The organism is Kitasatospora sp. NPDC056138 (genome assembly GCF_042264695.1).
In the GTDB taxonomy this organism is placed as follows: domain Bacteria; phylum Actinomycetota; class Actinomycetes; order Streptomycetales; family Streptomycetaceae; genus Kitasatospora.
The window spans coordinates 100364-124325 of the sequence record NZ_JBHJVK010000013.1; the positions used below are offsets into that span (position 1 = coordinate 100364).

The window sequence follows — 23962 nt, forward strand, 5'->3', positions numbered from 1 at the left end:
TCCGCCCGACCGGACGGGGGCTTTTGGGGCGGGGGCTTCCGGTCGGGCTGCCCCGGGAGCCGGAGGCGGCTACCTGGGCTGGAGGAGGTCCCAGCGGTTGCCGTACAGGTCCTCGAAGACGGCCACCGTGCCGTAGGGCTCGTGGCGGGGTTCCTGCAGGAAGGTGACCCCGGCGGCGGTCATCCGGCGGTGGTCGGCCGCGAAGTCCTCGGTGTACAGGAAGAGGCCGACCCGGCCGCCGGTCTGGTCGCCGATCCGGGCCTGCTGCTCGGGCTTGCCCGGGCGGGCGAGCAGCAGCCCGGTCTCGCGGGAGCCGCGCGGGGCGACCACCACCCAGCGCCCGCCGTCCGCCCGGGGCTCATCCTCCCGCAGTTCGAAGCCGAGGGCGTCCACGAAGAAGGCGATGGCCTCGTCGTAGTCGCGGACGAGCAGGGTGGTGAGTCCGAGGTGCGCCATGCGGCCATGCTGCCACGGCCCCGGCACCGTGGACTACGGCTTGCGGGCGACCCCGGCCCAGATCCCGGTGGTGGCGTCGGTGTTCCTGGGCTCCTGGTCCGGGCGCCAGAGCGGGGCGGTGACCAGGCCGGGCTCCAGCAGCTCCAGGCCGTCGAAGAAGCGCAGCACCTGCTCCCGGGTGCGGGTGGTCAGCTGGGCGGTGGCGCTGCGGTAGACGGCCGCGCCCTTGCCCTGGTCGGCGGGCGGGATGAAGTCCGAGGTGCCGTGCGAGAGGGCGAGGTAGCTGCCGGAGGGCAGCGCGTCGACCAGCCGCCGGACGATCGCGTACGGGTCGTCCGCCTCGTCGACGAAGTGCAGGATCGCGAAGAGCAGCAGGGCCACCGGCTGCCCGAGGTCGATGAGCCGGCGCACCTCGGGGTCGTCCAGGATGGCGGCGGGATCGCGCAGGTCGGCGTGGACGACGGTGGCGGTGCCGTGGCTGGCCGCGAGCAGGGCGCGGCTGTGCACCAGCACGATCGGGTCGTTGTCCAGGTAGGCGACCCGGGCGTCGGGGTGCACCTGCTGGGCGATCTCGTGGGTGTTGCCCGCCGTCGGGATGCCGGTGCCGATGTCCAGGAACTGCTTCACGCCCTGCTCGGCGAGGTGCCGGACGGCCCGCTGCAGGAAGGCCCGGTTGGCGAGTGCGCTGATCTTCACCATCGGGCCGAGTGCCATCACGCGCTCGGCGGCTTCCCGGTCGGCGGGGAAGTTGTCCTTCCCGCCCAGGTAGTAGTCGTACATCCTGGCCGGATGGGGTATCTCGGGGCGCAGGTCGGCCGGCGGGCGCAGGCCCGCTCCGTCGGGCGACATCCAGTCCAGTGAGATGTCCTGATGGTCGGTCATACCGGTGAACCCCGTTCCCCCGTGACGCCTAGGTGTCTTCGCACGCAGCATAGAGGGACGCGTCGGTGGGCGGGTGCGGTTCCGGCCCGGCGGACGGATCCCGGGTGAGCAGGTAGCGCGCTCCGGGTCCGGTGGCGGCGGCGCGGTCCTCGGCGTTGTAGAGGGCGCAGCGTGCGAGGGAGAGGCAGCCGCAGCCGATACAGCCGGTCAACTTGACCTTGAGCTTCTCCAGTTCGGCGATCTGCCGGTCGATCCGGGACTGCCAGGACTGGGCGACCCCGTTCCACTCGGAGGTGCTGGGCGCCCGGTCCTCGGGCAGCCGGTCGAGTGCGGTGCGGGCCTCCTCCAGGGAGAGGCCGACCCGTTGGGCGGCCCGTACGAAGGCGACCCGGCGCAGGGTGGAGCGGGCGTAGCGGCGCTGGTTGCCGGTGGTGCGTTCGGAGTTGATCAGACCGAGCTGCTCGTAGTAGCGCAGCGCGGAGGTGGCCAGCCCGCTGCGTTCGGCGAGCTGGCCGATGGTCAGCAGGTCGTGCCTGGAGAGTCCCATGACCGGGAGAATAGCGCGGTTGACTTGAAGCCGACTTCAACTTGCAAGCTCTATCCATGACCACCGCAGAGATCACTCCGCAGAGCTCCGGGCACCGGTACGGCTTCGGCGACCTCCCCGGCCTGATGGCCCGGATGACCGGCGACGAGAAGCACGGCCCGGCCGCCACCTCCACCCTCGACGCCCTCTGGGTGCTCTACGACCGGGTGCTCCGGGTCTCCCCGGCCACCGCGACCCGGATCGACCGCGACCGCTTCCTGCTCTCCAAGGGCCACGGACCGATGGCGTACTACGCGGTGCTGGCCGCGAAGGGATTCCTGGACCCGGGGATCCTCGCCAGCTTCGGCGCGTACGACTCCCCGCTCGGCCACCACCCGGACCGGCTGCTCGTCCCCGGCGCGGAGATCTCCTCCGGATCACTGGGCCACGGCCTGCCGCTGGCGGTCGGCACCGCGCTCGGCCTGCGCGCCCAGGGGCTGGCGGACCCGGCGGTGTGGGTGCTGATCGGGGACGCCGAGTTCGACGAGGGCAGCAACCACGAGGCACTCGCCTTCGCCGGCTCCGCCGGGTTGGAGCGGCTGCACGTGATCGCCGTCGACAACTCCTCGGCCACGCACGGCTGGCGCGGCGGAATCGCCTCCCGCTTCGAGGCCGAGGGCTGGTCCGCCGTCACGGTGGACGGGCGCGACCACCAGGCCCTGTACGAGGCGTACACCACGCCGCACCCGGGCCGCCCGCACGCCGTCGTCGCCCGGGTCGAGCCCAAGAACTCCTGAGCTCCGCCCTCCACGAGCCCCGAGCCCCGAGCTCCGCCCTCCCCGAGCCCCGAGCCCCGGGCTCCGCCCTCCCCGAGCCCCGAGCCCCGGGCTCCGCCCTCCCCGAGCCGAAAGAGACCACCGATGGAAACCATGCGCGAGCGCTTCTTCGACGTCACCGGCGACCTGCTCGACCACGACCCCCGGATCGCCCTGCTGCTCGCCGACATCAGCGCGGACCCCTTCGCCGAGGCCGCCCGCCGCCATCCCGACCGGGTGGTGAACGTGGGCATCCGGGAGCAGCTGCTGATCGGTGCCGCCGGCGGCATGGCGCTGACCGGGATGCGGCCGATCGCCCACACCTTCGCCAGCTTCCTGGTCGAGCGCCCCTTCGAGCAGGTGAAGCTGGACCTTGAGCACCAGGGCGTCGGCGCGGTCCTGGTCAGCGCTGCGGGTTCGTACGACTGGCCGGCCGGCGGCCGTACCCACATGGCACCCGGCGACATCGCACTGCTCGACACCCTGCCCGACTGGACGGTCCACGTGCCCGGTCACCCGGACGAGGCGGAGACCCTGCTGCGGCACGCGGCGGCGGACGGCGACCGGAAGGTGTACGTCCGGCTCTCCAACCACCGCAACGCCACCGCCCGTCCGGTCACGCCGGGCAGGTTCCTCACCGTGCGCGAGGGGAGGGGCGGCGTGGTGCTGGCGGTCGGGCCGATGCTGGACGCGGTGCTCGACGCCACCGAGGGGCTGGACGTCACCGTGCTCTACGCCGCCACGGTCCGCCCCTTCGACGCGGCCGGACTGCGCGCCGCCCTCGGGGAGCGGCCCGACGTGGTCCTGGTCGAGCCCTACCTGGCGGGTACCTCCGCCAACGAGGCGCACGAGGCGCTGGCCGACCGCGCGCACCGCGTCCTCGGCCTCGGCGTGCCGCGCGAGGAGCACCGCCACTACGGTTCCGTCCCCGAGCATCTGGCCGCCTACGGTCTGGACGCCGGCGGTCTGCGCGAGCGCATCACCGCCTACCTCCGGTGAGCGGGCCATCGCGCCGCTCCGCCGCCCGGCCGGCCACGTACGGCCGGTGGCGCGGGAGCCGGGGCGCACCCCTGCACCCCCGCGCCGCCGTGGCCGCTCGCCCGCGCAGTACCCGGCGCCCCCGAGGAGCGCGTGCCGAAGCGCGCGGAGCGCCCCCGGCGTCAGCCGACCCGGACCACTGCCACCGAGTCGGGCGCCAGGAAGAGCGAGTTCTCCGCATCGCCCGGCCAGCAGTCCCCGAACAGTGCGAGCGTCCCCGCGTACGGCAGGTCCAGCGGCACCGAACGCGGCGTCTCGCCACCGAGGTTGACCACCACCCGGTACGGACCCCGGTGCACCACCAGCCAGCCCTTCTCCTCGTCGTACCCGACCCTGACGGCCGACAGGTCGGGGTCGGTCAGCTCGGGACAGGTCCGCCGCAGCCGGATCAACCGCCGGTACCAGTCGAGCAGTTCCAGGTGCGGTTCGCACCGGAGCTCGGTCCAGTCCAGCGTCGAGGCGAGCACGGTGGCCGCCGCCTGCGGATCGGGTACGTCCTCCGCCGCCCAGCCGAACTCGGTGAACTCCCTCCGCCTGCCCGCCCGGACGGCCTCGGCGAGTGCCGGGTCGGTGTGGTCGGTGAAGTACTGCCAGGGGGTGGATGCTCCCCACTCCTCGCCCATGAAGAGCATCGGGGTGAACGGCGAGGTGAGCACCAGCGCCGCCCCGGCGGCGAGCCGTCCGGGGGAGAGGGAGGCGGAGAGCCGGTCGCCGGTGGCCCGGTTGCCGATCTGGTCGTGGGTCTGGAGGTAGCCGAGCAGCCGGTGCCCGTACGGCTTGGGGAAGGGGCGGCCGTGGCTGCGGCCCCGGAACGAGGACCAGCCGCCGTCGTGGAAGTAGCCGCCGGTCAGGGTCCTGGCGATGGCGGCGAGCGGGCGGCGGGCGAAGTCGCCGTAGTAGCCCTGGCCCTCGCCGGTCAGGGCGGCGTGCAGCGCGTGGTGGAAGTCGTCGCTCCACTGCGCGGTCAGGCCGAAACCGCCCGACTGGCGCGGATCGGTCACCCTGGGGTCGTTCTGGTCGGACTCGGCGACCAGGAACAGCGGCCGTCCGGTGGCCTCACCCAACTCGGTCACCGCTCGGGCGAGTTCCTCCAGGAAGTGCAGCGCCCGGCCGTCCACCAGTGCGTGCACCGCGTCCAGCCGCAGCCCGTCCACCCGGTAGTCCCGCAGCCAGGCCAGCGCACTGCCGATCAGGAAGTCCCGCACCTCGTCCGAACCCGGCGCGTCCAGGTTGACCGCCGCTCCCCACGGGGTGTGGTGCCGCTCGGTGAAGTACGGGCCGAAGGCGGGCAGGTGGTTCCCGGACGGGCCGAGGTGGTTGTGCACCACGTCCAGGACGACGCCGAGCCCCTTGCGGTGGGCCGTGTCCACGAAGCGCTTCAGGCCGTCCGGACCGCCGTAGGGTTCGTGCACCGCCCAGGGCGCGACCCCGTCGTACCCCCAGCCGTGCCGTCCGGGGAACGGGCAGACGGGCATCAACTCCACGAAGTCCACGCCGAGTTCGACCAGGTGGTCGAGCCGTTCGGCGGCCGCGTCGAACGTCCCGGCCGAGGTGAAGGTGCCGATGTGCAGCTCGTACACCACGCAGCCGGGCAGCGTCCGGCCGTGCCACGGGACGTCGGACCAGCGGAAGTCGCCGTGCGCCACCGGGCGGCTGGGCCCGTCCGGCCCGTACGGCTGGCGCGGCGAACGCGGATCCGGCAGCGGCGGGCCCCCGTCCAGCCGGAACCCGTAGTCGCCGGACGGCGCCTCGGCCCGCCACCAGCCCAGCCGCTCGGCGGCCCGCTCCATCGGATGCGGGACGCCGTCCACCTCGACCTCCACCAGGGTGGCCTCCGGCGCCCAGACCCGGTACGTCGTCACCGAACTCAGCTCCTCCCAGCGGCCGGTCGGGGCCGGCTCAGCAGCGCGACCGGATGCTGCTCGAACAGCGAAGCCACCGGCACCGCGCCGGAGTCGAACGGGCGCTGCGTCAGTTCGTCCACCCACGGGCCTGCGGGCAGGTCCAGCACGGTGTCCCGCCAGCCCCCCTGCCGGGCGAGCCCGTACGGCAGCCGGGTCACGGCGGTGATCACCCCCGACCCGCGCCCGAAGGCCAGCAGGTGGGCGGCGGCCTGCCCCTGCGCGGCCAGCGGGCGGTACGGCCCGAGCGGGTTGTCCCGGCGCAGGTGCAGGGCGGTGGTGGTCAGGTGCAGCTTCTCCCTGGCCAGGTCGCGGGGCCGGCCGGCGGCCGAGTCGGTGAGCCGCGCCGCCAGCCCGGAGAGGTCGACCGGGCCCCGGTTGTCCGGGTCCACCAGGGTGTACAGCGGCTCCTCGCTGCCCTGGTACAGGTCGGGCACGCCCGGCACGGTCAGGTGCAGCAGGGCCGCCGCCAGGGTGTTGCTGCGCGCGTACGGGGCGATCAGCTCGACGAACCCGGCGATCCGCGGGCAGAGACCGGGATGGGCGAGCACACCGTGCGCGTAGTCGGTCAGCGCCTGCTCGAAACGGGTGTCGGGCGCTGTCCAGGAGGTGTGCAGCTTCGCCTCCCGGGCCGACTTCAGCAGGACGGACACCAGCCGGTCGGCGGAGAGCGGCCAGGCGGCGACCAGGGTCTGCCAGAGCAGCCAGGCAGTGCTGCGGTCCGGGCAGTGGCCGGCCGTGTCCGTCCAGGCCAGGCACTCGTCGGCCCAGTGCCCGGGCAGCTCGGCCAGCACCGCGAGCCGCGCGCGGGCGTCGGCGCTGCGCTTGGTGTCATGGGTGGACAGCACCGTCATCGACTGCGGCCAGTGCTGCTCCTGCTCCGCGCACCAGCGGTGGAACTCGGCACTCGGCAGACCCGGACGCGCAGGCTCGCCGCCCACCTCGTTCAGGCTCAGCAGCGCGTTCCAGCGGTAGAAGGCGGTGTCCTCCACGCCCTTGGCGGCGACGGCCGAGGCGGTCTGTGCGAAGCGGGTGCAGAACTCGTCCTTCGCGGCGCTGCGCCCCAGCCGCCCGAGCACCAGGTCGCGGATCAGCCCGGTGGTCGCCCCGGCCCCCGGCAGGTCGGCCCGGCCGTCCGCGAGAGCCGCCTCGACCTGCGCCACCGAGGCCGCGGGTGCGCTCTCGCCCGGCCGTACGTAGGGGCGGTAGCCGGGGTAGGCGGTCAGCAGCCCGCGCAGTGTCTCGCGGACCGTCCAGGCCGCGTGGTCGGCGAGTGCGGGCTCGGCGGCGCAGATCCGCTGCACCAGCCGCACCAGGCGGTCCAGCTCGGCGGCCAGCTCGCCGTCGGGGGCGGTGAGTTCGGCCCGGCCCCGGGCGGCGGCGGCCGCGGCGGTACCGGCGCCGACGTCCCGCCGGTAGGCAGTGATCAGCTGCTCGGCGCCCGCGTGGTCGGTGAGCACGCCGTCGATCCGGCGCAGCGCGTCGTAGCCGGTGGTGCCCGCGCACGGCCAGTCGGCGGGCAGCCGCTCCCGGCCGGTGAGGACCTTCTCGACCACCGTGTACGCCCCGCCGGTGGCCTCGGCGAGCCGTTCCAGGTAGCCGCGCGGGTCGGCCAGGCCGTCGGGATGGTCGATCCGGAAGCCGTCCAGGACGCCGTCGGCGTGCAGCCGCAGCAGGGTGCGGTGGGTGGCCTCGAAGACCTCGGGGACCTCGACCCGGACCGCGATCAGCTCGTTGACGGTGAAGAACCGCCGGTAGTTCAGCTCGGTACTGGCCAGTTGCCACCAGGCGAGCCGGTACCACTGGTGCCGGAGCAGCTCCGGCAGCGGCAGCCGGGCGGTGCCGGGGCGCAGCGGGAAGGCGTGCTCGTGGTAGCGCAGCACGTCCCCGTCGACCTCGAACTGGTCCAGTACGTCGCCGAGTCTCCCGCCGAGCAGCGGCAGCAGCAGCCGGCCGCGCTCGGGGGCGTCGGCGGGCCCCGGCTGAGCGGTCCAGTCGATGTCGAACCAGTGCGCGTAGCGGGAGTCGGGGCCGTCCCCGAGCACCTGCCAGAGCGGCTGGTTGAGCTGTTCGGGCACCGGGAGCGCCATGTGGTTGGGCACCACGTCGGCGATCAGGCGCAGGCCGTGCCGGTGTGCCTCGGCGGCCAGCGAGCGCAGGGCGCTCTCGCCGCCGAGCTGTTCGCTGATCCGGCCGTGGTCGACGGTGTCGTAGCCGTGGGTGGAGCCGGGTACGGCTTCCAGCAGCGGTGACAGGTGCAGGTGGGAGACGCCGAGCGCGGCGAGGTAGGCCACCGCGCGCCCGGCGTCGTGCAGGGTGAAATCCGGCTGGAGCTGGAGCCGGTAACTGGCCGTCGGGTGGGGTGCGGCGGCGGATGTCATGGGGTGATGCCTACCCGGGCTTCGGGGCCGCTATGGCCGCCTTGGTGCGAATGGGCCAACGGCCTTCGGGGGGTGCTCATGCGGGCCGTTGCAGCACCAGCAGCGAGCGGTCGGTGAGCCAGACGCTGTCACCCGCCTTGATCCTGCTGCCGGTGCCCGGCGCGGGCAGGACGGGCAGGGCGGTGTCCACCACGACCTGCCAGGCTTCGCCGTGGTCGGCGGGCACGGTGAACTCCAGTGGTTCGAAGTGGGCGTTGAACATCAGCAGGAAGGAGTCGTCCACGATCTTCCCGCCGCGCCGGTCCGGCTCCGAGATGGCGTTGCCGTTCAGGAAGACCGTCAGTGACTTGGCGTGGCTGGTGTCCCAGTCCCGCCTGGTCATCTCCTCGCCGCCGGGGGTGAACCAGGCGATGTCGGTGAGGTCGTTGTGCGTTCCGGAGACCGGGCGGCCGTGGAAGAACCGGCGGCGCCGGAAGACCGGGTGGTCGCGGCGGAGCCAGATCATGCCCTGGGTGAACTCCAGCAGCCGGGCCGCCGGGCCCCCGTCCTCGGGCCAGTGCACCCAGGTGAGTTCGTTGTCCTGGCAGTACGCGTTGTTGTTGCCGCCCTGGCTGCGGCCGAGTTCGTCGCCGTGGGCCAGCATCGGCACGCCCTGGGAGAGCATCAGGGTGGCGATCAGGTTGCGCTGCTGGCGTGCTCTGAGCTCCAGCACACCGGTGTCCTGGGTCTCGCCCTCCGCGCCGCAGTTCCAGGAGCGGTTGAAGGACTCGCCGTCCCGGTTCTCCTCGTGGTTGGCCTCGTTGTGCTTCTCGTTGTAGGAGACCAGGTCGCGCAGGGTGAAACCGTCGTGGCAGGTGACGAAGTTGATCGAGGCGATGGGCCGCCGGCCGTCGTCCTGGTAGAGGTCGGAGGAGCCGGTCAGCCGGGAGCCGAACTCGGCCAGCGTGGCCGCCTCGCCGCGCCACAGGTCGCGGACGGTGTCCCGGTACATGCCGTTCCACTCGGTCCACAGCGGCGGGAAGTTGCCGACCTGGTAGCCGCCCTCGCCGAGGTCCCAGGGCTCGGCGATCAGCTTGGCCTGGGAGACGATCGGGTCCTGCTGGACCAGGTCGAAGAACGAGGAGAGCCGGTCGACCTCGTGGAACTGCCGTGCCAGCGTGGCCGCGAGGTCGAAACGGAAGCCGTCCACGTGCATCTCGGTGACCCAGTAGCGCAGCGAGTCCATGATCATCTGGAGGACGTGCGGGCTGCGCATCAGCAGGCTGTTGCCGGTGCCGGTGGTGTCCTCGTAGAAGCGGCGGTCCTTGGCGAGGCGGTAGTAGGAGGCGTTGTCCAGGCCGCGGAAGGAGAGGGTGGGGCCCAGGTGGTTGCCCTCGGCGGTGTGGTTGTAGACGACGTCCAGGATCACCTCGATCCCGGCCGCGTGCAGCGCCTTGACCATCGACTTGAACTCCTGCACCTGCTGGCCCCGGTCGCCGCCGGAGGAGTAGGAGGAGTGCGGGGCGAAGTAGCCGATGGTGTTGTAGCCCCAGTAGTTGGACAGGCCCAGGTCGCGCAGCCGGTGGTCGCGGACGAACTGGTGCACCGGCATCAACTCGATCGCGGTGATGCCCAGTTTGGCCAGGTGCTCGATGACCGCCGGGTGGGCCAGACCCGCGTAGGTGCCCCTGATCTCCTCGGGGATGCCCGGGTGGAGCCTGGTCAGCCCCTTCACGTGGGCCTCGTAGAGCACCGTGCGGTGGTAGTCGGTGCGCGGCGGCCGGTCGGTGCCCCAGTCGAAGTACGGATTGATCACCACCGAGTGCATGGTGTGCGGGGCGGAGTCCAGGTCGTTGCGGCGCTCGGGGGCGCCGAAGTGGTAGCCGTAGACGGACTCGTCCCAGTCGATGTGACCGCTCATCGCTTTGGCGTAGGGATCCAGCAGCAGCTTGGCACTGTTGTGCCGCTGGCCCAGACCGGGATTGTGCGGGCCGTGCACGCGGAAGCCGTACCGCTGCCCGGGCTGGACGCCCGGCAGGTAGGCGTGCCGGACGAAGGCGTCCGTCTCGCGCAGCTCGACGGCGGTCTCGGAGCCGTCCTCGCCGAGCAGGCAGAGCTCGATCCGATCGGCGCTCTCGGAGAAGACCGCGAAGTTGGTGCCGGCGCCGTCGTACGTTGCGCCGAGCGGGTACGGCTGCCCTGGCCAGACCTGCATATGCCTCAACTCACCTCTAAACGACGGCAATTGGTGCTCGTACGGACCACACCCGGCGGAATGCTCCACCATCTGCGGCCCGGCTGCACCGTGATGTACGGCACATGGGGCATCCTCTCCAACGGCTGCCCCCCAACCGTGCTCATTCGCTCGTTGTTCGCCCGAACGGGTGTCCGTGGCCGGTTGCAGTGCGCTCGCGGTGCGTCACGGTCCGCTGCCGGCCGCGCCGTTGTCCGACCAACGGGCTGCGTCCCGCGGCGCGTGCGCAGTACCCTTGATCGTCCGGCGCGCTCCGGACCCCATGCGGAGACAGGCCCTGCCAGGACCGCCAGGGTTGAGACTGTGTCAGCGGACGGTCCGTCATTCCACTGGGACGCGGACCGAGAGGTGAGGTAGCGCATGGTGGTCCCCGCAGACGGCCGGGGCGGCCCCGAGGGCCCCGGGCGGAGCGAGGCGCCGACGGTGGTCATGCACACGTCCCCGCCCGGCCGGATCGCCATCCCCGCCCAGTCGGGGCCGCCCGAGGGTCCGACCCTCGCCTGGTCCGCCGACCAGTGGGAGCTGGCCCACCAGCGCGTCCGGCTGGCCGGGCGCGCGTACGTCTGGCTGAACCTGGTCGAGCAGCGGCTGCGCGCCCTGGTCGGCGAGGTGCTGCGGCCCGTCTACGCCCCCGCCCACGGCGAGGACTGGGTGACCGCCGCCGCCGGACCGGCCGGCGAGGAGTGGGTCTACCGGGCCGGCGCCGTCCGCGAGGTCAGCCGCCGCAAGGGCTACCTGCTCGACCCGGCCGACGACGACCCGCTGGTCTTCCTGACCCTGCCCCAGCTGCGCGAGCTGATGGTGCAGCACTGGCCCTGCTTCGAGCCGTACGTACTGGACCGCCGCGAGGTCGAGCTGGCGCTGGACGAGCTGGAGGTCGCCCGGCACGTCGTCTCGCGCAACCGCAGCCTCTCGCAGACCGTCCTGGCCCAGGCCGAACGGGCTGCCGCCAGGCTGCTCACGCTGCTGGACGGCGGCACGGGCGGAGTGCCCGCCGACGTGGTCGAGCAGTTGATCGCCGGCCGCTACGCGGACGTGGTCGCGGTGCACGCGGACCGGGTCAGGCTCCAGCGCGACCTGCCGGTGGAGGACCTGCTGGACGGCGCCCGGCGGCTGGACGCGGTCGGCATCGGGCTCGGCATGCTCTGCCAGAACTACACCGGCAAACGGCTGATCCGGCTCGCCACCGACGGCTGCCGGGTGCGGCTGCTCTTCCTCAACCCGGCCAGTAGCGCGGTGCGCCGCCGCGAGCGCGAACTCGGCCTCGGCCGCGGCGAACTGGCCCGCTCGATCGAGATGAACATCATGCACGTCCGCCGGGTCCGGGCCAGGCTGCGCGACCAGGGCGGTTTCGAGATCCGGGTGTTCGACGAGACCCCCCGGTTCACCGCCTACCTGGTGGAGGGCCCCCGGTCGGTGGCGTCGGCCGGCGGGCGGCGGCGCTCGGAGGGCCTCGGCGTGGTCCAGCCCTACCTGCGCCGCTCCCGGGGCATCGAGTCCCCGGCCCTGGTGCTGCGCGGCGGCGCCGGACAGCTGCCGGGCGGTCAGGAGGCCGGGTTGCTGGAGATCTACCGCGAGGAGTTCGAGGGGGTCTGGGCGGACTCGCGTCCCGTTTCGTGACGGCGCTCCGCCGGGGGTGCCGTCGGCTGCTCCGGCGGCCCGCCGTGGGGGCTGTTCGCGCGGTTTTCCGCGCCCCGGAAGGGCCTCCCGGCCGCTCTGGGGGGCTGCTCCGCGCGCCCCGGCCGTCCCGGGGCCGCCGCCCGCGGCGTGCGCACCGTTCCCCGACTTCGCGATGGAGTCCCGGCCTCGGCCCCTTCGCCGTGGGCCGGGCCCGCCCGTAACGCGGCCACTCCGTGGACGGAGTCTTCCGGGGTCTCCAATGACATGTGCCGAACATCTCCCACATCGCCGACCGGTGGATCGCGACGTGTCGGCAGGCAGTCCATTCGGAGATGATCGCCGTAAACTAGCCGAAATATTCAAGACGCCGCGAAAGTGCCGAATATGGACATCTCGTGGCGCGAGTTCGATTCCAGGCAATGCTGAAATCGGCCATGTTGGTGGCCGTATCGGCTGCACCGGTGGCCGTGTCGGCCGCGCTGGTGCGGAGCTGGCCTGCATCGTTCCGTCCACTATGGGCTGGGTCACATTGCTGATGGCTGGAATCGATCGGTAAAATCGATCACCACTTTCGAACGGCGTGTTAGAAATCCTCTACAGCCGCTTCCACGCACGGAATTCAGTGGGACCCGGCCGGGGGAGCGGGAAATGTGAATTCATGGTGGAGGTAAAAATGGAGCAGGATTTTGATCTCGACGTCCGAGTAGCCGTTGCGCCGAAGCACGCCACGCCGGAGGGCTTCGCGAGCGTCGGCACCACCTGCTGGTCCTGCGGAGACTCGTGCAACTGCCCGCTCACGACGCTTCCGTGGAACTCCTGCGGAAACTGACGGGCGCTCGTCCTGAAGTAGAAGGCTCCCGGCGCCGTCTCGCGCCGGGAGCCTTCCCGGGAAGCCGGGAGCTTCCCGGAAAACGGCCGGCGGCCGCGCTCGGCACGCCGTCCGAGGAATTAGCCAGGTGTTGATGTGAGTCTGGGGGCCGCGGTGCCGGTGCTGGAATTCGATGCGAGGACCGCCGAGGTGGCCCGGGCCGTGGCCGACCGGCTGGCGGTGTTCGCCGGCGCGGCGGGGGAGCGGGTTGGGCGCGAGTCGGTGCCGGAGGGGTCCGGCCTGGCCGACGGATACCCGGGGATCGCGCTGTCGCTCCTGCACGCCGGAAGGGCGCTGGATGAGCCGGAGCTGATCGACGCGGGGCAGGCCCTGCTCCGCCGTTCCGCTCAGGCCACCGCCGAAAGCCCGCTGTCCGGTGCCGGTCTCTTCACCGGCACCGCGGGTTTCGCGAGCGTCCTGCTCGACTTCTCGGCGCACGACCGCCGCTACCTGTCGTCCCTGCGCCGGATCGCCGACCGGCTCGGCGAGCAGATCGCGGCCACACCGCGCCGGGAACCCGGGGCGGGCCTGCCGTCCTCCGATTTCGACGTCATCGCGGGCGCGGCCGGCCAGCTGGCCGCCGCGGCCCGGCTCTGCACGGTCCTGGAGTCCGCGCCCGGCGACCCGATCCGCACCGCGGCCGAGCAGCTGACGGCGTATCTCCTGCGGGTGACGGAGCTGGACAGTCGGCAGCGGTTCGGCTGGCTGACGACGCCGGACTACTACCCGCCCTATCCCGGGTACGAGGAGCAGGGCCCGCACGGGCTGTACAACCTGGGCTTCGCGCACGGCCTGCCGGGCGTCGTCTCGGCGCTGTGCGCCGCGGCCGCCGCCGGGATCGGAGGCTCCGGTCCGGCCGAACGTCTCGCGCAGACCACGGCCTGGCTGGTCCGGAACCGGCTCATGGACGACGTGCCCGGCGCCGCGTGGCCGAACTCCCTCCGGGCCGAGGAGGGGACCGGGCTGCCCGTCGCCCCGCTCGGCCGGCGGTCCGCGCGCGCGGCCTGGTGCTACGGCGCTCCGGGCATCGGCATCTCCCTGCTGAGCGCGGCCAAGGTGCTCGGCGACACCGGTCTGGAGGAGACCGCGGTCGGGGCTCTGCAGCGGGTGGTGGACTGGGCGCCGGCCGAGCGGAACGTCTTCGCACCCAATCTCTGCCATGGCCACGCCGGACTGCTGGCGGTCTATCGGCGGGCCTATGCGGCCACGGGTTCGGCGTCCTTCCGCGCGATGGCCGAGGACTCGCTGTCGACCCTGCTGTCGATGGCGGACGAGGCCCGTCCCTACCTGGTGGCGGACGAGCCCAAGCGGGGCGACCTCGTTGACGCCCCGGGGTTCCTCAACGGCGCGGCGGGCGTGCTTCTCGCGCTCTGCGGGGCGCTCTCGCCGCAGGCGGCCGGGTGGGACGAGATCTTCTTCCTCACCCCGGCCTGACCGGGGTCCGGGGCCGCGGCGATCCAGAAGCGGCTCCCGAACTGCCGTATCCGATAACAGCGTTGCCCGAGCACAGGTAAGGAATGAGCGTGACCCGTCGGAACGCCGAGCTCAGCGACCGGAAGTCCGGGAGAAGCCGCAACTACGCCGCACGGGACTTCTTCCTGCTGCGCGCACCGGCCCTGCCGAGCCGGGGGCTGACGGACCTGCTGGCCTCCGGGGTGGAGCAGGTCGGCACGGATCCGGCCGGGCAGGACCCGGCGGGGTGGGAGGACGGCTATCTGCGAGGCCTGCTGGACCTGTGGGCGAGGCCCGGGGTCCGCTCGGCGATCTCGCTGACGGCACCGGATCTGGCCCGGGCCGTGGCGGGCATCGACACGCTCTCGGTCCGGGACCGGCGGCGCGCGATGATGAGCCTGGGCCGGTACCTGAACCGGATGAGCATTCGACCGACCCCGCTCAGTACGGTGGCGGGCGTCGCGGTGGGCACGTTCTCCGGACCGGCTCCGGCGGCCCCGCCCGGACAGGCCTCGGGGCCCCGGCTCGGCGTGCCGGCGATCGGCGGTGCCGTGGCCAGGCTGGACATGGGCTGGGTGCTGCACCTGTTCAAAGCGGGCACCGATTCCCGGCAGATCCGGCCTGAACTGGAACTGCGTACCAACGACTTGATCCACCGCGGTCGAGGCCGGGCCTGGCTGTCCACGGCCGACGCCTACGGCGAAGGCTCGCGGCGCTCGGCTTCCGTCCGCTGGTCCCCGGCCGTCCAGCTCGTCCTGGAGGCGGCCCGGACGCCGAAGACCTTCGGCGAGCTGCGGGACGGGCTGACGCGGCAATACCCGGCGGTTTCGCTGGAGAAGGTCACCGCACTGGTCGACCAGCTGGTCGAGTTGGACTTCCTGATCACCTCGCACCGGCCGGCCCTGCTGGAGACGTCCGAACAGCTCCCGCTGTCAGCCCAGTTGGCGACCGCCTACGACAGCGACGCGATTGCCGCGCTGACGTCCATCGAGGCGGCGGTGGCCGCGTTCAACGCCGTCGGCGACGTGGCCGAGCTGGAGGAGCTCCAGGAGAGGATCGCCCCGCTGGCCCGGCGGGTGAGCGAGGACTACAGCGGTCCCCTGCTGCGGGTCGATGCCCGGTTGAACGTCCCCGCAACGCCCGTCCTGCCGGCCGAGGTCCAGACGCTGGCGGAGGATGCCGCCGAGATCCTGGCCACCGTGGGCAACATCCACCGGTACCCGTGGCGGCTGCGCGAGTACGCGACGGCGTTCACCGAGCGCTACGGCGCGCACGCCGAGGTCCCGGTCCTTCAGGTGCTCTCCGAGGAGACGGGACTCGGCGCGCCGGCGGGCTATCAGAGTCCGCCGCGGTCCTTCGAGCTGTCCACGACGCTCACCCGTGACCGAGGCAGCGAGGAACGGGACGCGGTCCTGCACCGGCTCGCCGCCGACGCACTCAGCCGCGGCAGTCTCGACGTGGTCCTCGACGAGCGGTGGATCGCTGAGCTGAGGCGGTTCGTCGACGACCGGCCGCTGAGGCCCGCGATCGACGTGCACCTGCAGGTGATGCCGCCGACCGCTTCGGGGTCAAGCTGGCGCGGGGTGGTCACGGACACCGGAGCGGCGTACGGCGGCCGTACCTTCGCCCGGTTCCACGACCTGCTGGGTGCCGAGGGGCGCCGGAGCCTGGAGGAGCTGGCCGACGCGGAGGCGGCGCTGCTGCCCGGGGTCGCGGTGGTGGAGCTGACCTACCTGCCGGAGAAGGCCCGAGCCGCGAACGTCTCGGTCCGCCCGGCGGTACGAACGCTGGAGCTGCCGCTCAACGTGGCACCGGGGCGGTCCGCCCACGAGGTGATCTCGCTCGAGGACGTGGTCGTGGGCGTGCGCGACGGGCGGCTGTACCTGCACAGCCCGGTCCTCGGGTGCGATCTGCACGTCACCCAGCACACCATGCTCAACCCGCTGATGGCGCCGAACGTCGGGCGCTTCATGCTCGAGGTCTCCTCGGCGGCCTTCCGGGGTGTCTCGTCGTTCGACTGGGGCGCCCTGGCAACCGGCATGCCGTTCCTGCCCCGGGTCGTCTGGCGCGACCTGGTGCTGAAGCGCGCGCGCTGGCTGCTTCGCGCCTCCGAGCTGCCGGCCGGCTGTACCGGCTCGTCGACGGCCTTCACCGCGGCCGTCGCGGCCTGGCGCGAGCAGTGGAACGTGCCGCGCCTCGCCTTCCTGACACACGGCGACAACACGATTCTGCTCGATCTGGAGAGCGCCCCCTCACTGGAGGAACTGCGGCTGGCCGCGGCCCGGGACACGGCGGGCTTCCAGCTGCAGATCGATGAGGCGCTGCCGGGCCCCGAGGAGGGCTTCCTGCGGGATGCGGCCGATGCGCCCTTCGTCGCGGAGGTCGTGGTCCCCGTGGTGCGCGGGCAGCACGTGCCGGCGCCCCGGGCAGCGGCCGTCGCACGCAGGCGGATCACCGAAGCCGAGCGGTTGCGGCCGGTCGGCGGGCCGTGGGTCTACGCCAAGCTGTATGTGGAGCACGACGCGCAGGACGCCCTCCTGCTCGAGGAGGTGACGGCGCTGACGCGCTCGCTGGCCGACCGCCGCCTCGCGGGTCACCCGTTCTTCCTCCGGTACGGCGATCCCGCCCCGCACCTGCGGTTGCGTTTTTGGGCCGCGGAACCGGCCCGGGCCGGCGAACTGCTGGGAGAGGTCGCGCAGTGGGCCCACGGCCTGGCGGTCGAGGGCCGGATCACGGACGTCGCTTTCGAGACCTACCGCCGCGAGATCGAGCGTTACGGCGGCCCCGACCTGATCGACGCGGCCGAGGAGCTGTTCTGCCGGGACAGCGCCGCGACCCTGGCCCTGCTGCGGCACCTCGCCTCGCCGACGCCGGCGGGCGAGACCGCGTTGGACCGGACCGCACTCACCGCGCTCAGCCTCGAGACCGTCGGCCGGGTGCTGGTACCCGACTTCGCCGAGCGGCACGCCCTGGTGCGGTCGATGGCCGGTTCGCAGGCGGGTGGCGTGGAGTACCGGGCCGTCGCGCGTCGCCTCTGGCAGGGGCACACCGCGCCCGGCGGCGAGGCCGCGGCGCTCGGGCAGGTGAGGGCCGCCTGGCAGCCCGGGGGAGCCGGGTACGCCGCCCAGGTGGTCAAGCTCGCCGAGGCCGGCGGACTCTGGTCGGACCGGACGTCCATCCTGCGCAGCCTGTTCCATATGCACTGCAACCGGATGGGCCTGCGGCGCGAGCGGGAGGACGCCGCCTACGGCATGTGGCGGCGGCTGCTCGACCGGATCGCCACGGCCGAGGGCGCGTCAGCGGTGGAGCGGACCCGGTGAACTCGCGCTTGTGGCTCCGGCGGTTGGCGCAAGCGCCGCGACCGGGTCTGGCCATGCTGGGCCGGACCTGGCGCGGCGACCGCGCCGGGACCACGCAGCTGGCCCTGATCTCGCTGGTCATCGGTGTCCTGCCGGCCGGTCAGGTCAAACTCACGGCGGCCCTCGCGACGGCTCTGCTGAGCGCGGCCGGCGGCTCGCACACGCAGGTCCGCGGCATCCTGGTCTGCCTGGCCCTGCTGTCCCTGCTGGGCCTCGGCTCGCAGGTGCTGTCCCTGCTGCAGAGCCGGGCCGTGCAGCGCTGTCAGAGCAGGCTCTCGGCCCACATGTCCGACGAGATCATCAGCCGTGCGACTCTCTTCACCCTCTCCCAGGTGGAGGACCCGAGCGTGCAGGACTCGCTGCAACGAGCCGTCCGGGAGGTGGCGTTCCGGCCGGGGATGATGCTCGCCCAGCTGGTGCAGGCGGGCACCCAGGTGGTCACCTTCGGCTCGGTCGGTGTGATCCTGTGGACCCTGGACTTCCGGGTCGCGCTGCTGGCCATGCTCGCCCCGTTCCCCACCGTGCTCGCGCAGATCCTGCAGGGCCGCCGGACCCACGCGTTGGAGCACGGCCGGTCCGAGGAACGGCGCAGGCTCAACTACTGGCAGCACCTGGCCTCCCAGCCGAACCCGATGAAGGAGGTACTGGCCTTCCGGCTCGCCCCGGTGGTCCTCGCCAACCACCGGCGACTGCTGGCCAAGATCGTCGGCGCGGACCTGCGGCTGACGAACCGGAACTTCCGCTTCGCCGTCCCGATGGTGATCGCGACCGCGGTGCTGACGGTCTCCGCGCAGGCCACGGCGGTCCTGATCGGCAGCGACGCCCGGCACGTGGCGGGGCTGCTGGCGGTGATCCAGGCGATCGGCATGCTGCAGAGCAGCATGCAGCAGCTCTTCGGCGCGATGTCCGGGATGTATGTGAACCAGCTCTACCTGCGCAACGTGAACGAGTTCCTCGCGCTCGAGCACACGCCGCCCCCGCAGGGCGAGCTGGCGTTCCCTCGGGACATCGTCACCGGTGTCGAGTTCCGCGAGGTGTCGTTCAGCTACCCCGGCAGCGGGCGGCGCGCGCTGGAGAACGTCTCGTTCACGCTGAAGCCGGGTCAGGTGACGGCGATCGTCGGCCTGAACGGCGCGGGCAAGTCGACCCTGGGCAAGCTCCTCGGCCGCCTCTACGAGCCGACCGAGGGCTCGATCCTCGTCGACGGCGTTCCGCTCACCGACTTCCGGCTGGACAGCCTGCGCGACCACGTCTCCTACGTCTTCCAGAACTACGTCGAGTACCAGCTCTCGGTGGGCGAGAACATTTCGCTCGGCCTGGTGCACGAGGCCGACCGGGGAGCGGAGCAAGTCGAGGCCGCGGCCCGCGAGGTGGGGATGCACGAGCACATCGCCTCCCTCCCGCAGGGCTACCAGACGCAGGCGGGGAAGCTGTTCACGGGCGGCGTCGAGTTCTCCGGGGGCCAGTGGCAGCGACTGGCCATCGCGCGGGGCATGGTGCGCTCGGCCAGCGTCCGGGTCATGGACGAGCCGACCGCCGCGCTCGACACCATCACCGAGGCCGAGTTGCTCGACACCATCACCGCGGCCTCGGCCGGCCGGGTCTCGCTGCTGATCGCCCACCGCTTCTCGTCCGTGCTGCGCGCGGACCGGGTGCTGGTCTTCGACCGCGGCCGGCTGGTCGAGGACGGCGATCACCAGGAACTGATGAGCCTCGGCGGCCTGTACGCGCAGATGTACGAGGCGCAGACCGCCGGGTACCAACCCGCGGCGGGAGCCGGGACGGGAGTCCGATGATGAAACTCACCGCATTCGACCAGGTGCCGGTCTTCGGCGCCACCGGCCCGGCCGGCGCCGCCCGGGAGTCGGTCCGACTCGCCGTGGCCGCCGAGCGCCTGGGGTACGACCGGTTCTGGATCGCCGAGCACCACGGGGCGACCGGCGGCTGCGGCTCGCCCGAGGTGCTGGTCACCGCCGCCGCCGCCGCGACCAGCACCATCCGGGTGGGCGCCGCCTCGGTACTGCTGCCCCACTATGCGCCGTTGAAGGTGGCGACCACCTTCAACCTGCTGGAACGGCTCTATCCCGGGCGGATCGACCTCGGCATCGGCCGCGGCCCAGGCGCGGTCGAGACGGTCACCCGGCTGCTCGCGCGAGAGGGCGAGGCGCCGTACCACGAGAAGATCGAACACCTGCTGGCCTATGTCACCGCAGGGACGGACCTGCTGCCCGACTCCTCCCCGCCGCAGCTGTGGCTGACCGGCGCCGGCCTGGGCGGGGCGCACCTCGCCGCCCGTTACGGACTGCCGTTCTGCCTCGCGCAGTTCGCCCACGGCACCCTGCGGCCGGAGATCGTCGAGCTGTACCGCGAGAGCTTCCGCCCGGGCCCGCTCGGGGCGACCCCGCGCGTCAGCATCGCCGTCCGGGTGGCCTGCGCGGACGACCCGCAGGATGTCCGGCTGCTGCGCTCCGTCCTCGCCTGGGCCGCCGCCCCGGCGGACCGCCGGACTCTCCCGTCCTGGAAGGAACTCCGCGCCCTCGGGCCCGCCGCGTCCTCGCCGGGCCCGGACGGTATGTCGCTGCTCGCCGGAGTCCCCGCGGAGGTGGCCGAGCAGCTCGGTGTCCTGATCGCCGCCTACGCCCCCGACGAACTCGCCGTCACCACCGTCTGCCCCGACTTCGGCCTCCGGGTGCGGACCCTCGAGCTGGTCCGCACCATGGTCCCGGCTGCGCAGGACTCAGGGTGCTGAGGGAGCTGCCTGGCTGACGCTCCGTCCAGGAGTCGAACACACCACAGGTTTTGCCTCCCCTTGGGAATCACTCGGCTCATCCATTACTGAGGTACGCCTAAGCTAAGTTGCGGCGCCCTGGACAGTCCCTGTCCGGGGCGTCGTTTCTGAGAACAGGCACCGCCGGGGCCGGCACCCGGGGAGGAGAACCCTCGACATGTGGGACGACGCGTTTCCCAGCTTCCTGATAGGCCTACGGGAGGGTTTGGAAGCCGGGTTGATCGTTTCCATCCTGGTCGCCACCCTGGTGCGATCCGGCCAGAAGGCCCGACTGCCGCAGGTGTGGACCGGAGTGGCGGGGGCCGTGGCGCTCGCCCTCAGCTTCGGCTCGGTGCTCACCTTCACCGCCGCCAAGCTCTCCGGCGGCGCCCAGGAGGCCTTCGGCGGCACGCTCAGCCTGATCGCCGTCTGCTTCGTCACGGCGATGGTCTTCTGGATGCGCAAGTCCGCGCGCAACCTCTCCTCGGACATCCGTGAGAAGGTCACCGCCGCGCTGGCCATGGGCGCCGGGACGCTGGTCCTCACCAGCTTCCTGGCCGTCGGCCGGGAGGGCCTGGAGACCTCCCTGTTCCTGTGGAGCACCATCCAGACCGCCGACGAGTCCACCGGCCCGCTGGCCGGTGCGGCGGTCGGCCTGGTCCTCGCCGCCGGGCTCTGCTGGGCGCTGTACCGCCGGGTGCTGAAGATCAACCTCACCAGGTTCTTCACCTGGACCGGCGCCGTACTGATCGTCATCGCGGCCGGCGTGCTCAGCTACGGCCTGCGCGACCTCCAGGAGTCGGGCGTGCTGCCGGGCGGCACCGCGTACGCCTTCGACCTGAGCAGGCACGTCGACGCCTCGTCCTGGTACGCCACCCTGGTCCAGGGCGTGCTCAACCTGACCGTCACCATGACCGTCATTCAGGTGCTGGCCTACGTGGCGTACCTGTCGATCGTGATGACGCTCTTCGTCCAGGGCGTCCGGATGACCGCCCCCGCCAAGCCGGCCCCCGCCGAGACCGTGGCCCCCGCCGAGACCGTGGCGGACGCCGGGACGGAGCCGGCCGGGGCCGGGACCGCCGCGGCGGCGCAGGAGGCCCCGGCCGCCGCCGAGGAGGCCCCCGCCAAGGGCGGCCGGCCGCGCTGGCTGGTCCCGGCGGCGCTGGTCGCCGTCCCCGTCGTGGTCGCGGGCGCCGTGATCGCGGTCAGCGACGGCAAGCCCGCCGGCAGCTCCACCGTCTCGGTCTCCGAGCAGGACTGCGGCAGGGGCTTCGCCGCCCCGCAGCCCGGCCAGCAGGTCTTCCAGATGCACAACACCGGCACCAAGACCTCCGAGGTCTACCTGGTCAACCCGGGCAGCAACGCCGTCTACGGCGAGATAGAGGGCCTGGCCCCCGGCACCACCCGCGCATTGACCGCCACCATAGGCTCCGGCGACTACGCCTGGCGCTGCGTCCCGACCGGCGGACGGACCGTCACCTCCGCGAGCGTGCACGTCTCCGGCGGCGCTGCGGTCAAGGCCGTCGTCCCGGTCGCCGAGGGCGACCTCGACGCCCCGCTCGCCGCGTACAAGGCCTTCGTCGGAACGGGCCTGGCCACCCTGCTGACCCAGACCCAGCAGCTCCAGTCCGACATCCACGCGGGCAACCTGGACGCCGCCCGCACCGACTGGCTCACCGCACACACCCAGTACGCCTCGCTGGGCGCCGCCTACGGCACCTTCGCCGACTTCGACGGCAAGATCGACGGCCGCCCCGACGGTCTGGCCGACAAGGCGCAGGACAAGGACTTCAGCGGCTTCCTCCGCCTGGAGTACGGCCTGTGGCACAACCAGAGCGCCGACGACCTCACCCCGGTGGCCGACCAGCTGGTCAGCGACGTGGACGGGCTCGGCAAGGCGTTCCCCACGCAGAAGTTCGACCCCACCGACCTTCCGCTGCGTGCCCACGAGATCCTTGAGAACGCGCTCCAGTTCGAGCTCACCGGAGACACCGACCAGGGCAGCGGCACCAATCTGGCGACCGTGCAGGCCAATGTCGCGGGCACCAAGGAACTGCTGACCGTCCTTCAGCCGCTGCTCCGGTCGCGCGCACCCGAGCTGCTGACCGAGGTGGACGCTGGCATGATCCGGATCAACGGGCTGCTCGACGCCGCCCACCGCCCGGACGGCAGTTGGACCCCCGTGGCCCAGCTCGCCCCCACGGCCCGCCGCCAGCTGGACGGCGCCGCGGGCCAGCTGCTCGAAGACCTCGCCAACGTCCCCACCCTGCTCGAAATCCGGAAGGCCGCCTGATGACCGACCAGCCTGCCGTCACCGGCTCGTGCCCCTTCGCCCACCTTTCCGAGGGACGCGGCGGCTCGGACCGCCGTAGCTTCGTCAAGGCCGCGCTCGGCGCGGGCGCCGGAGCCGCCGCCGTCGCAGGAGGTGTGCTGGCCCTCGGCGCCGCCCCGGCCACCGCCGACAGCCCGAGCCGCTCCAAGACCGGGTTGGTCCCCTTCCAGGGCGCCCACCAGGCCGGCATCACCACGCCCGCACCCGGCTACGCCCTCTTCGTCTCGTGCGACGTGGTCGCCCCGGACCGCAAGGCGCTGGAGAACCTCTTCCGCACGCTGACCGACCGGATCCGCTTCCTGACCGGCGGCGGCACCCCGCCGAACCTCGGCGTCGGCGCACCGCCGTCCGACAGCGGGATCCTCGGCCCGGTGCTGCCGGCCGACAACCTGACCGTCACGGTCGGCGTCGGCGCCTCGCTCTTCGACGACCGCTACGGTCTGGCCAAGGCGAAGCCGGTCAAGCTCAACCCGATGAAGACCTTCCCCAACGACAACCTGAACGCCGCCGAGCTGCACGGCGACCTCTCGCTGCAGATCTGTGCGGACAGCCAGGACACCGTGCTGCACGCACTGCGTGACATCGCCCGGCACACCCGCGGCGCGATGCAGATCAAGTGGCGGATCGACGGCTTCCAGAACCCCGGCCGCCCGGACGGCGCCCAGCGCAACCTGCTCGGCTTCAAGGACGGCATCGCCAACCCGGACACCACCTCCTCCCGGGTGATGGACCGGCTGGTCTGGGTCACCCCCGGCATGGGCGAACCCGACTGGGCCGTCGGCGGCAGCTACCAGGTCATCAGGATCATCCGGATGCTGGTCGAGTTCTGGGACCGGGTCTCGCTCGCCGAGCAGGAGAAGATGTTCGGCCGCCGCAAGGACACCGGCGCTCCGCTGGACGGTGCCAAGGAGACCGACGCACCCGACTACGCCAAGGACCCGGACGGCAACGCCATCCCGCTGGACGCGCACATCCGGCTCGCCAACCCGCGCACCGACAAGACCGCCGACTCGCGGATACTGCGCCGGGGCTTCAACTACGACCGGGGCATCGACAGCGTCGGCAACCTCGACATGGGCCTGGCCTTCTGCTGCTACCAGCAGGACGTGGTCCGGCAGTTCGAGGCCACTCAGACCCGCCTGATCGACGAGCCGCTGGTCGACTACATCTCGCCCACCGGCGGCGGCTACTTCTTCGCCCTGCCCGGGGTCAAGGACAACGCCGACTGGCTCGGACGCGGACTCCTCGCCTCCGCCTGACGGACGGCGCCGGCCCCTGCCGCAGCCCCGGTACGAACCGTGCCGGGGCTGCCGCGCGTCCTGGCTGTCACAG

At 72.4% G+C, this 23962-nt stretch carries 16 protein-coding genes; 10 read left to right on the top strand and 6 right to left on the bottom strand.

Annotation, left to right across the window (positions count from 1 at the left end; translation table 11 throughout):
• Positions 1-69: 69 nt before the first annotated feature.
• Genes ACFC1R_RS11905 through soxR form a run of 3 tightly spaced genes read right to left on the bottom strand, consistent with a single transcriptional unit; the run spans position 70 to position 1885 of the window.
• The gene (locus ACFC1R_RS11905; protein ID WP_375936641.1) at positions 70-456 is read right to left on the bottom strand and encodes a VOC family protein; all 387 of its coding nucleotides are present in this window, start codon (positions 454-456) and stop codon (positions 70-72) included.
• 33 nt (positions 457-489) lie between these two features.
• On the bottom strand, positions 490-1338 hold the full coding sequence (locus ACFC1R_RS11910; protein ID WP_375936644.1) for an SAM-dependent methyltransferase: 849 nt from the start codon (positions 1336-1338) through the stop codon (positions 490-492).
• Positions 1339-1366: 28 nt separating this feature from the next.
• Positions 1367-1885 carry a redox-sensitive transcriptional activator SoxR gene (soxR, locus tag ACFC1R_RS11915; protein ID WP_375936647.1) on the bottom strand — a complete coding sequence of 173 codons (519 nt, stop codon included), beginning with the start codon at positions 1883-1885 and terminating at the stop codon, positions 1367-1369.
• A 56-nt stretch (positions 1886-1941) separates the two neighbouring features.
• On the opposite strand from soxR, the gene ACFC1R_RS11920 reads away from it, so the two are divergent.
• Positions 1942-2661 (top strand): transketolase, encoded by a 720-nt coding sequence (locus ACFC1R_RS11920; protein ID WP_375936650.1) that lies wholly within the window; start codon positions 1942-1944, stop codon positions 2659-2661.
• Between the two features lie 123 nt (positions 2662-2784).
• Positions 2785-3678, top strand: coding sequence for a transketolase family protein (locus ACFC1R_RS11925; RefSeq protein WP_375936653.1), 894 nt, complete (start codon positions 2785-2787; stop codon positions 3676-3678).
• Positions 3679-3839: 161 nt separating this feature from the next.
• On the opposite strand, the gene treZ is transcribed toward ACFC1R_RS11925, so the two are convergent.
• The 3 genes from treZ to glgX form a co-directional block, all read right to left on the bottom strand.
• Complete coding sequence (gene treZ / locus ACFC1R_RS11930) at positions 3840-5579, bottom strand: malto-oligosyltrehalose trehalohydrolase (RefSeq protein WP_375936656.1); 1740 nt, start codon at positions 5577-5579, stop codon at positions 3840-3842.
• Between the two features lie 5 nt (positions 5580-5584).
• The gene (treY, locus tag ACFC1R_RS11935; protein WP_375936659.1) at positions 5585-7999 is read right to left on the bottom strand and encodes a malto-oligosyltrehalose synthase; all 2415 of its coding nucleotides are present in this window, start codon (positions 7997-7999) and stop codon (positions 5585-5587) included.
• Positions 8000-8075: 76 nt separating this feature from the next.
• On the bottom strand, positions 8076-10193 hold the full coding sequence (gene glgX / locus ACFC1R_RS11940; RefSeq protein ID WP_375936663.1) for a glycogen debranching protein GlgX: 2118 nt from the start codon (positions 10191-10193) through the stop codon (positions 8076-8078).
• Positions 10194-10592: 399 nt separating this feature from the next.
• Here glgX and ACFC1R_RS11945 point away from each other — a divergent pair, with 399 nt between their 5' ends.
• The 8 genes from ACFC1R_RS11945 (at position 10593) to efeB (ending at position 23889) form a co-directional block, all read left to right on the top strand.
• On the top strand, positions 10593-11852 hold the full coding sequence (locus ACFC1R_RS11945) for an SAV2148 family HEPN domain-containing protein (RefSeq protein ID WP_375936666.1): 1260 nt from the start codon (positions 10593-10595) through the stop codon (positions 11850-11852).
• Positions 11853-12525: 673 nt separating this feature from the next.
• Positions 12526-12681, top strand: a complete 156-nt coding sequence (locus ACFC1R_RS11950) for an FDLD family class I lanthipeptide (RefSeq protein WP_375936669.1) — start codon at positions 12526-12528, stop codon at positions 12679-12681.
• A 135-nt stretch (positions 12682-12816) separates the two neighbouring features.
• Positions 12817-14154, top strand: a complete 1338-nt coding sequence (locus tag ACFC1R_RS11955) for a lanthionine synthetase C family protein (protein WP_375936672.1) — start codon at positions 12817-12819, stop codon at positions 14152-14154.
• Between the two features lie 89 nt (positions 14155-14243).
• Positions 14244-17492, top strand: a complete 3249-nt coding sequence (locus ACFC1R_RS11960; RefSeq protein ID WP_375936675.1) for a lantibiotic dehydratase — start codon at positions 14244-14246, stop codon at positions 17490-17492.
• Positions 17489-19327 carry an ABC transporter ATP-binding protein gene (locus ACFC1R_RS11965; RefSeq protein ID WP_375936679.1) on the top strand — a complete coding sequence of 613 codons (1839 nt, stop codon included), beginning with the start codon at positions 17489-17491 and terminating at the stop codon, positions 19325-19327. Before ACFC1R_RS11960 ends, ACFC1R_RS11965 begins: the two co-directional genes overlap by 4 nt.
• A complete protein-coding gene (locus tag ACFC1R_RS11970) occupies positions 19327-20280 on the top strand; it encodes an MsnO8 family LLM class oxidoreductase (protein WP_375936682.1) in 954 nt (317 codons plus the stop codon). Before ACFC1R_RS11965 ends, ACFC1R_RS11970 begins: the two co-directional genes overlap by 1 nt.
• A gap of 196 nt (positions 20281-20476) precedes the next feature.
• On the top strand, positions 20477-22591 hold the full coding sequence (gene efeU, locus ACFC1R_RS11975) for an iron uptake transporter permease EfeU (RefSeq protein WP_375936685.1): 2115 nt from the start codon (positions 20477-20479) through the stop codon (positions 22589-22591).
• Positions 22588-23889, top strand: a complete 1302-nt coding sequence (efeB, locus tag ACFC1R_RS11980) for an iron uptake transporter deferrochelatase/peroxidase subunit (protein ID WP_375936733.1) — start codon at positions 22588-22590, stop codon at positions 23887-23889. Before efeU ends, efeB begins: the two co-directional genes overlap by 4 nt.
• Positions 23890-23962: the final 73 nt, after the last annotated feature.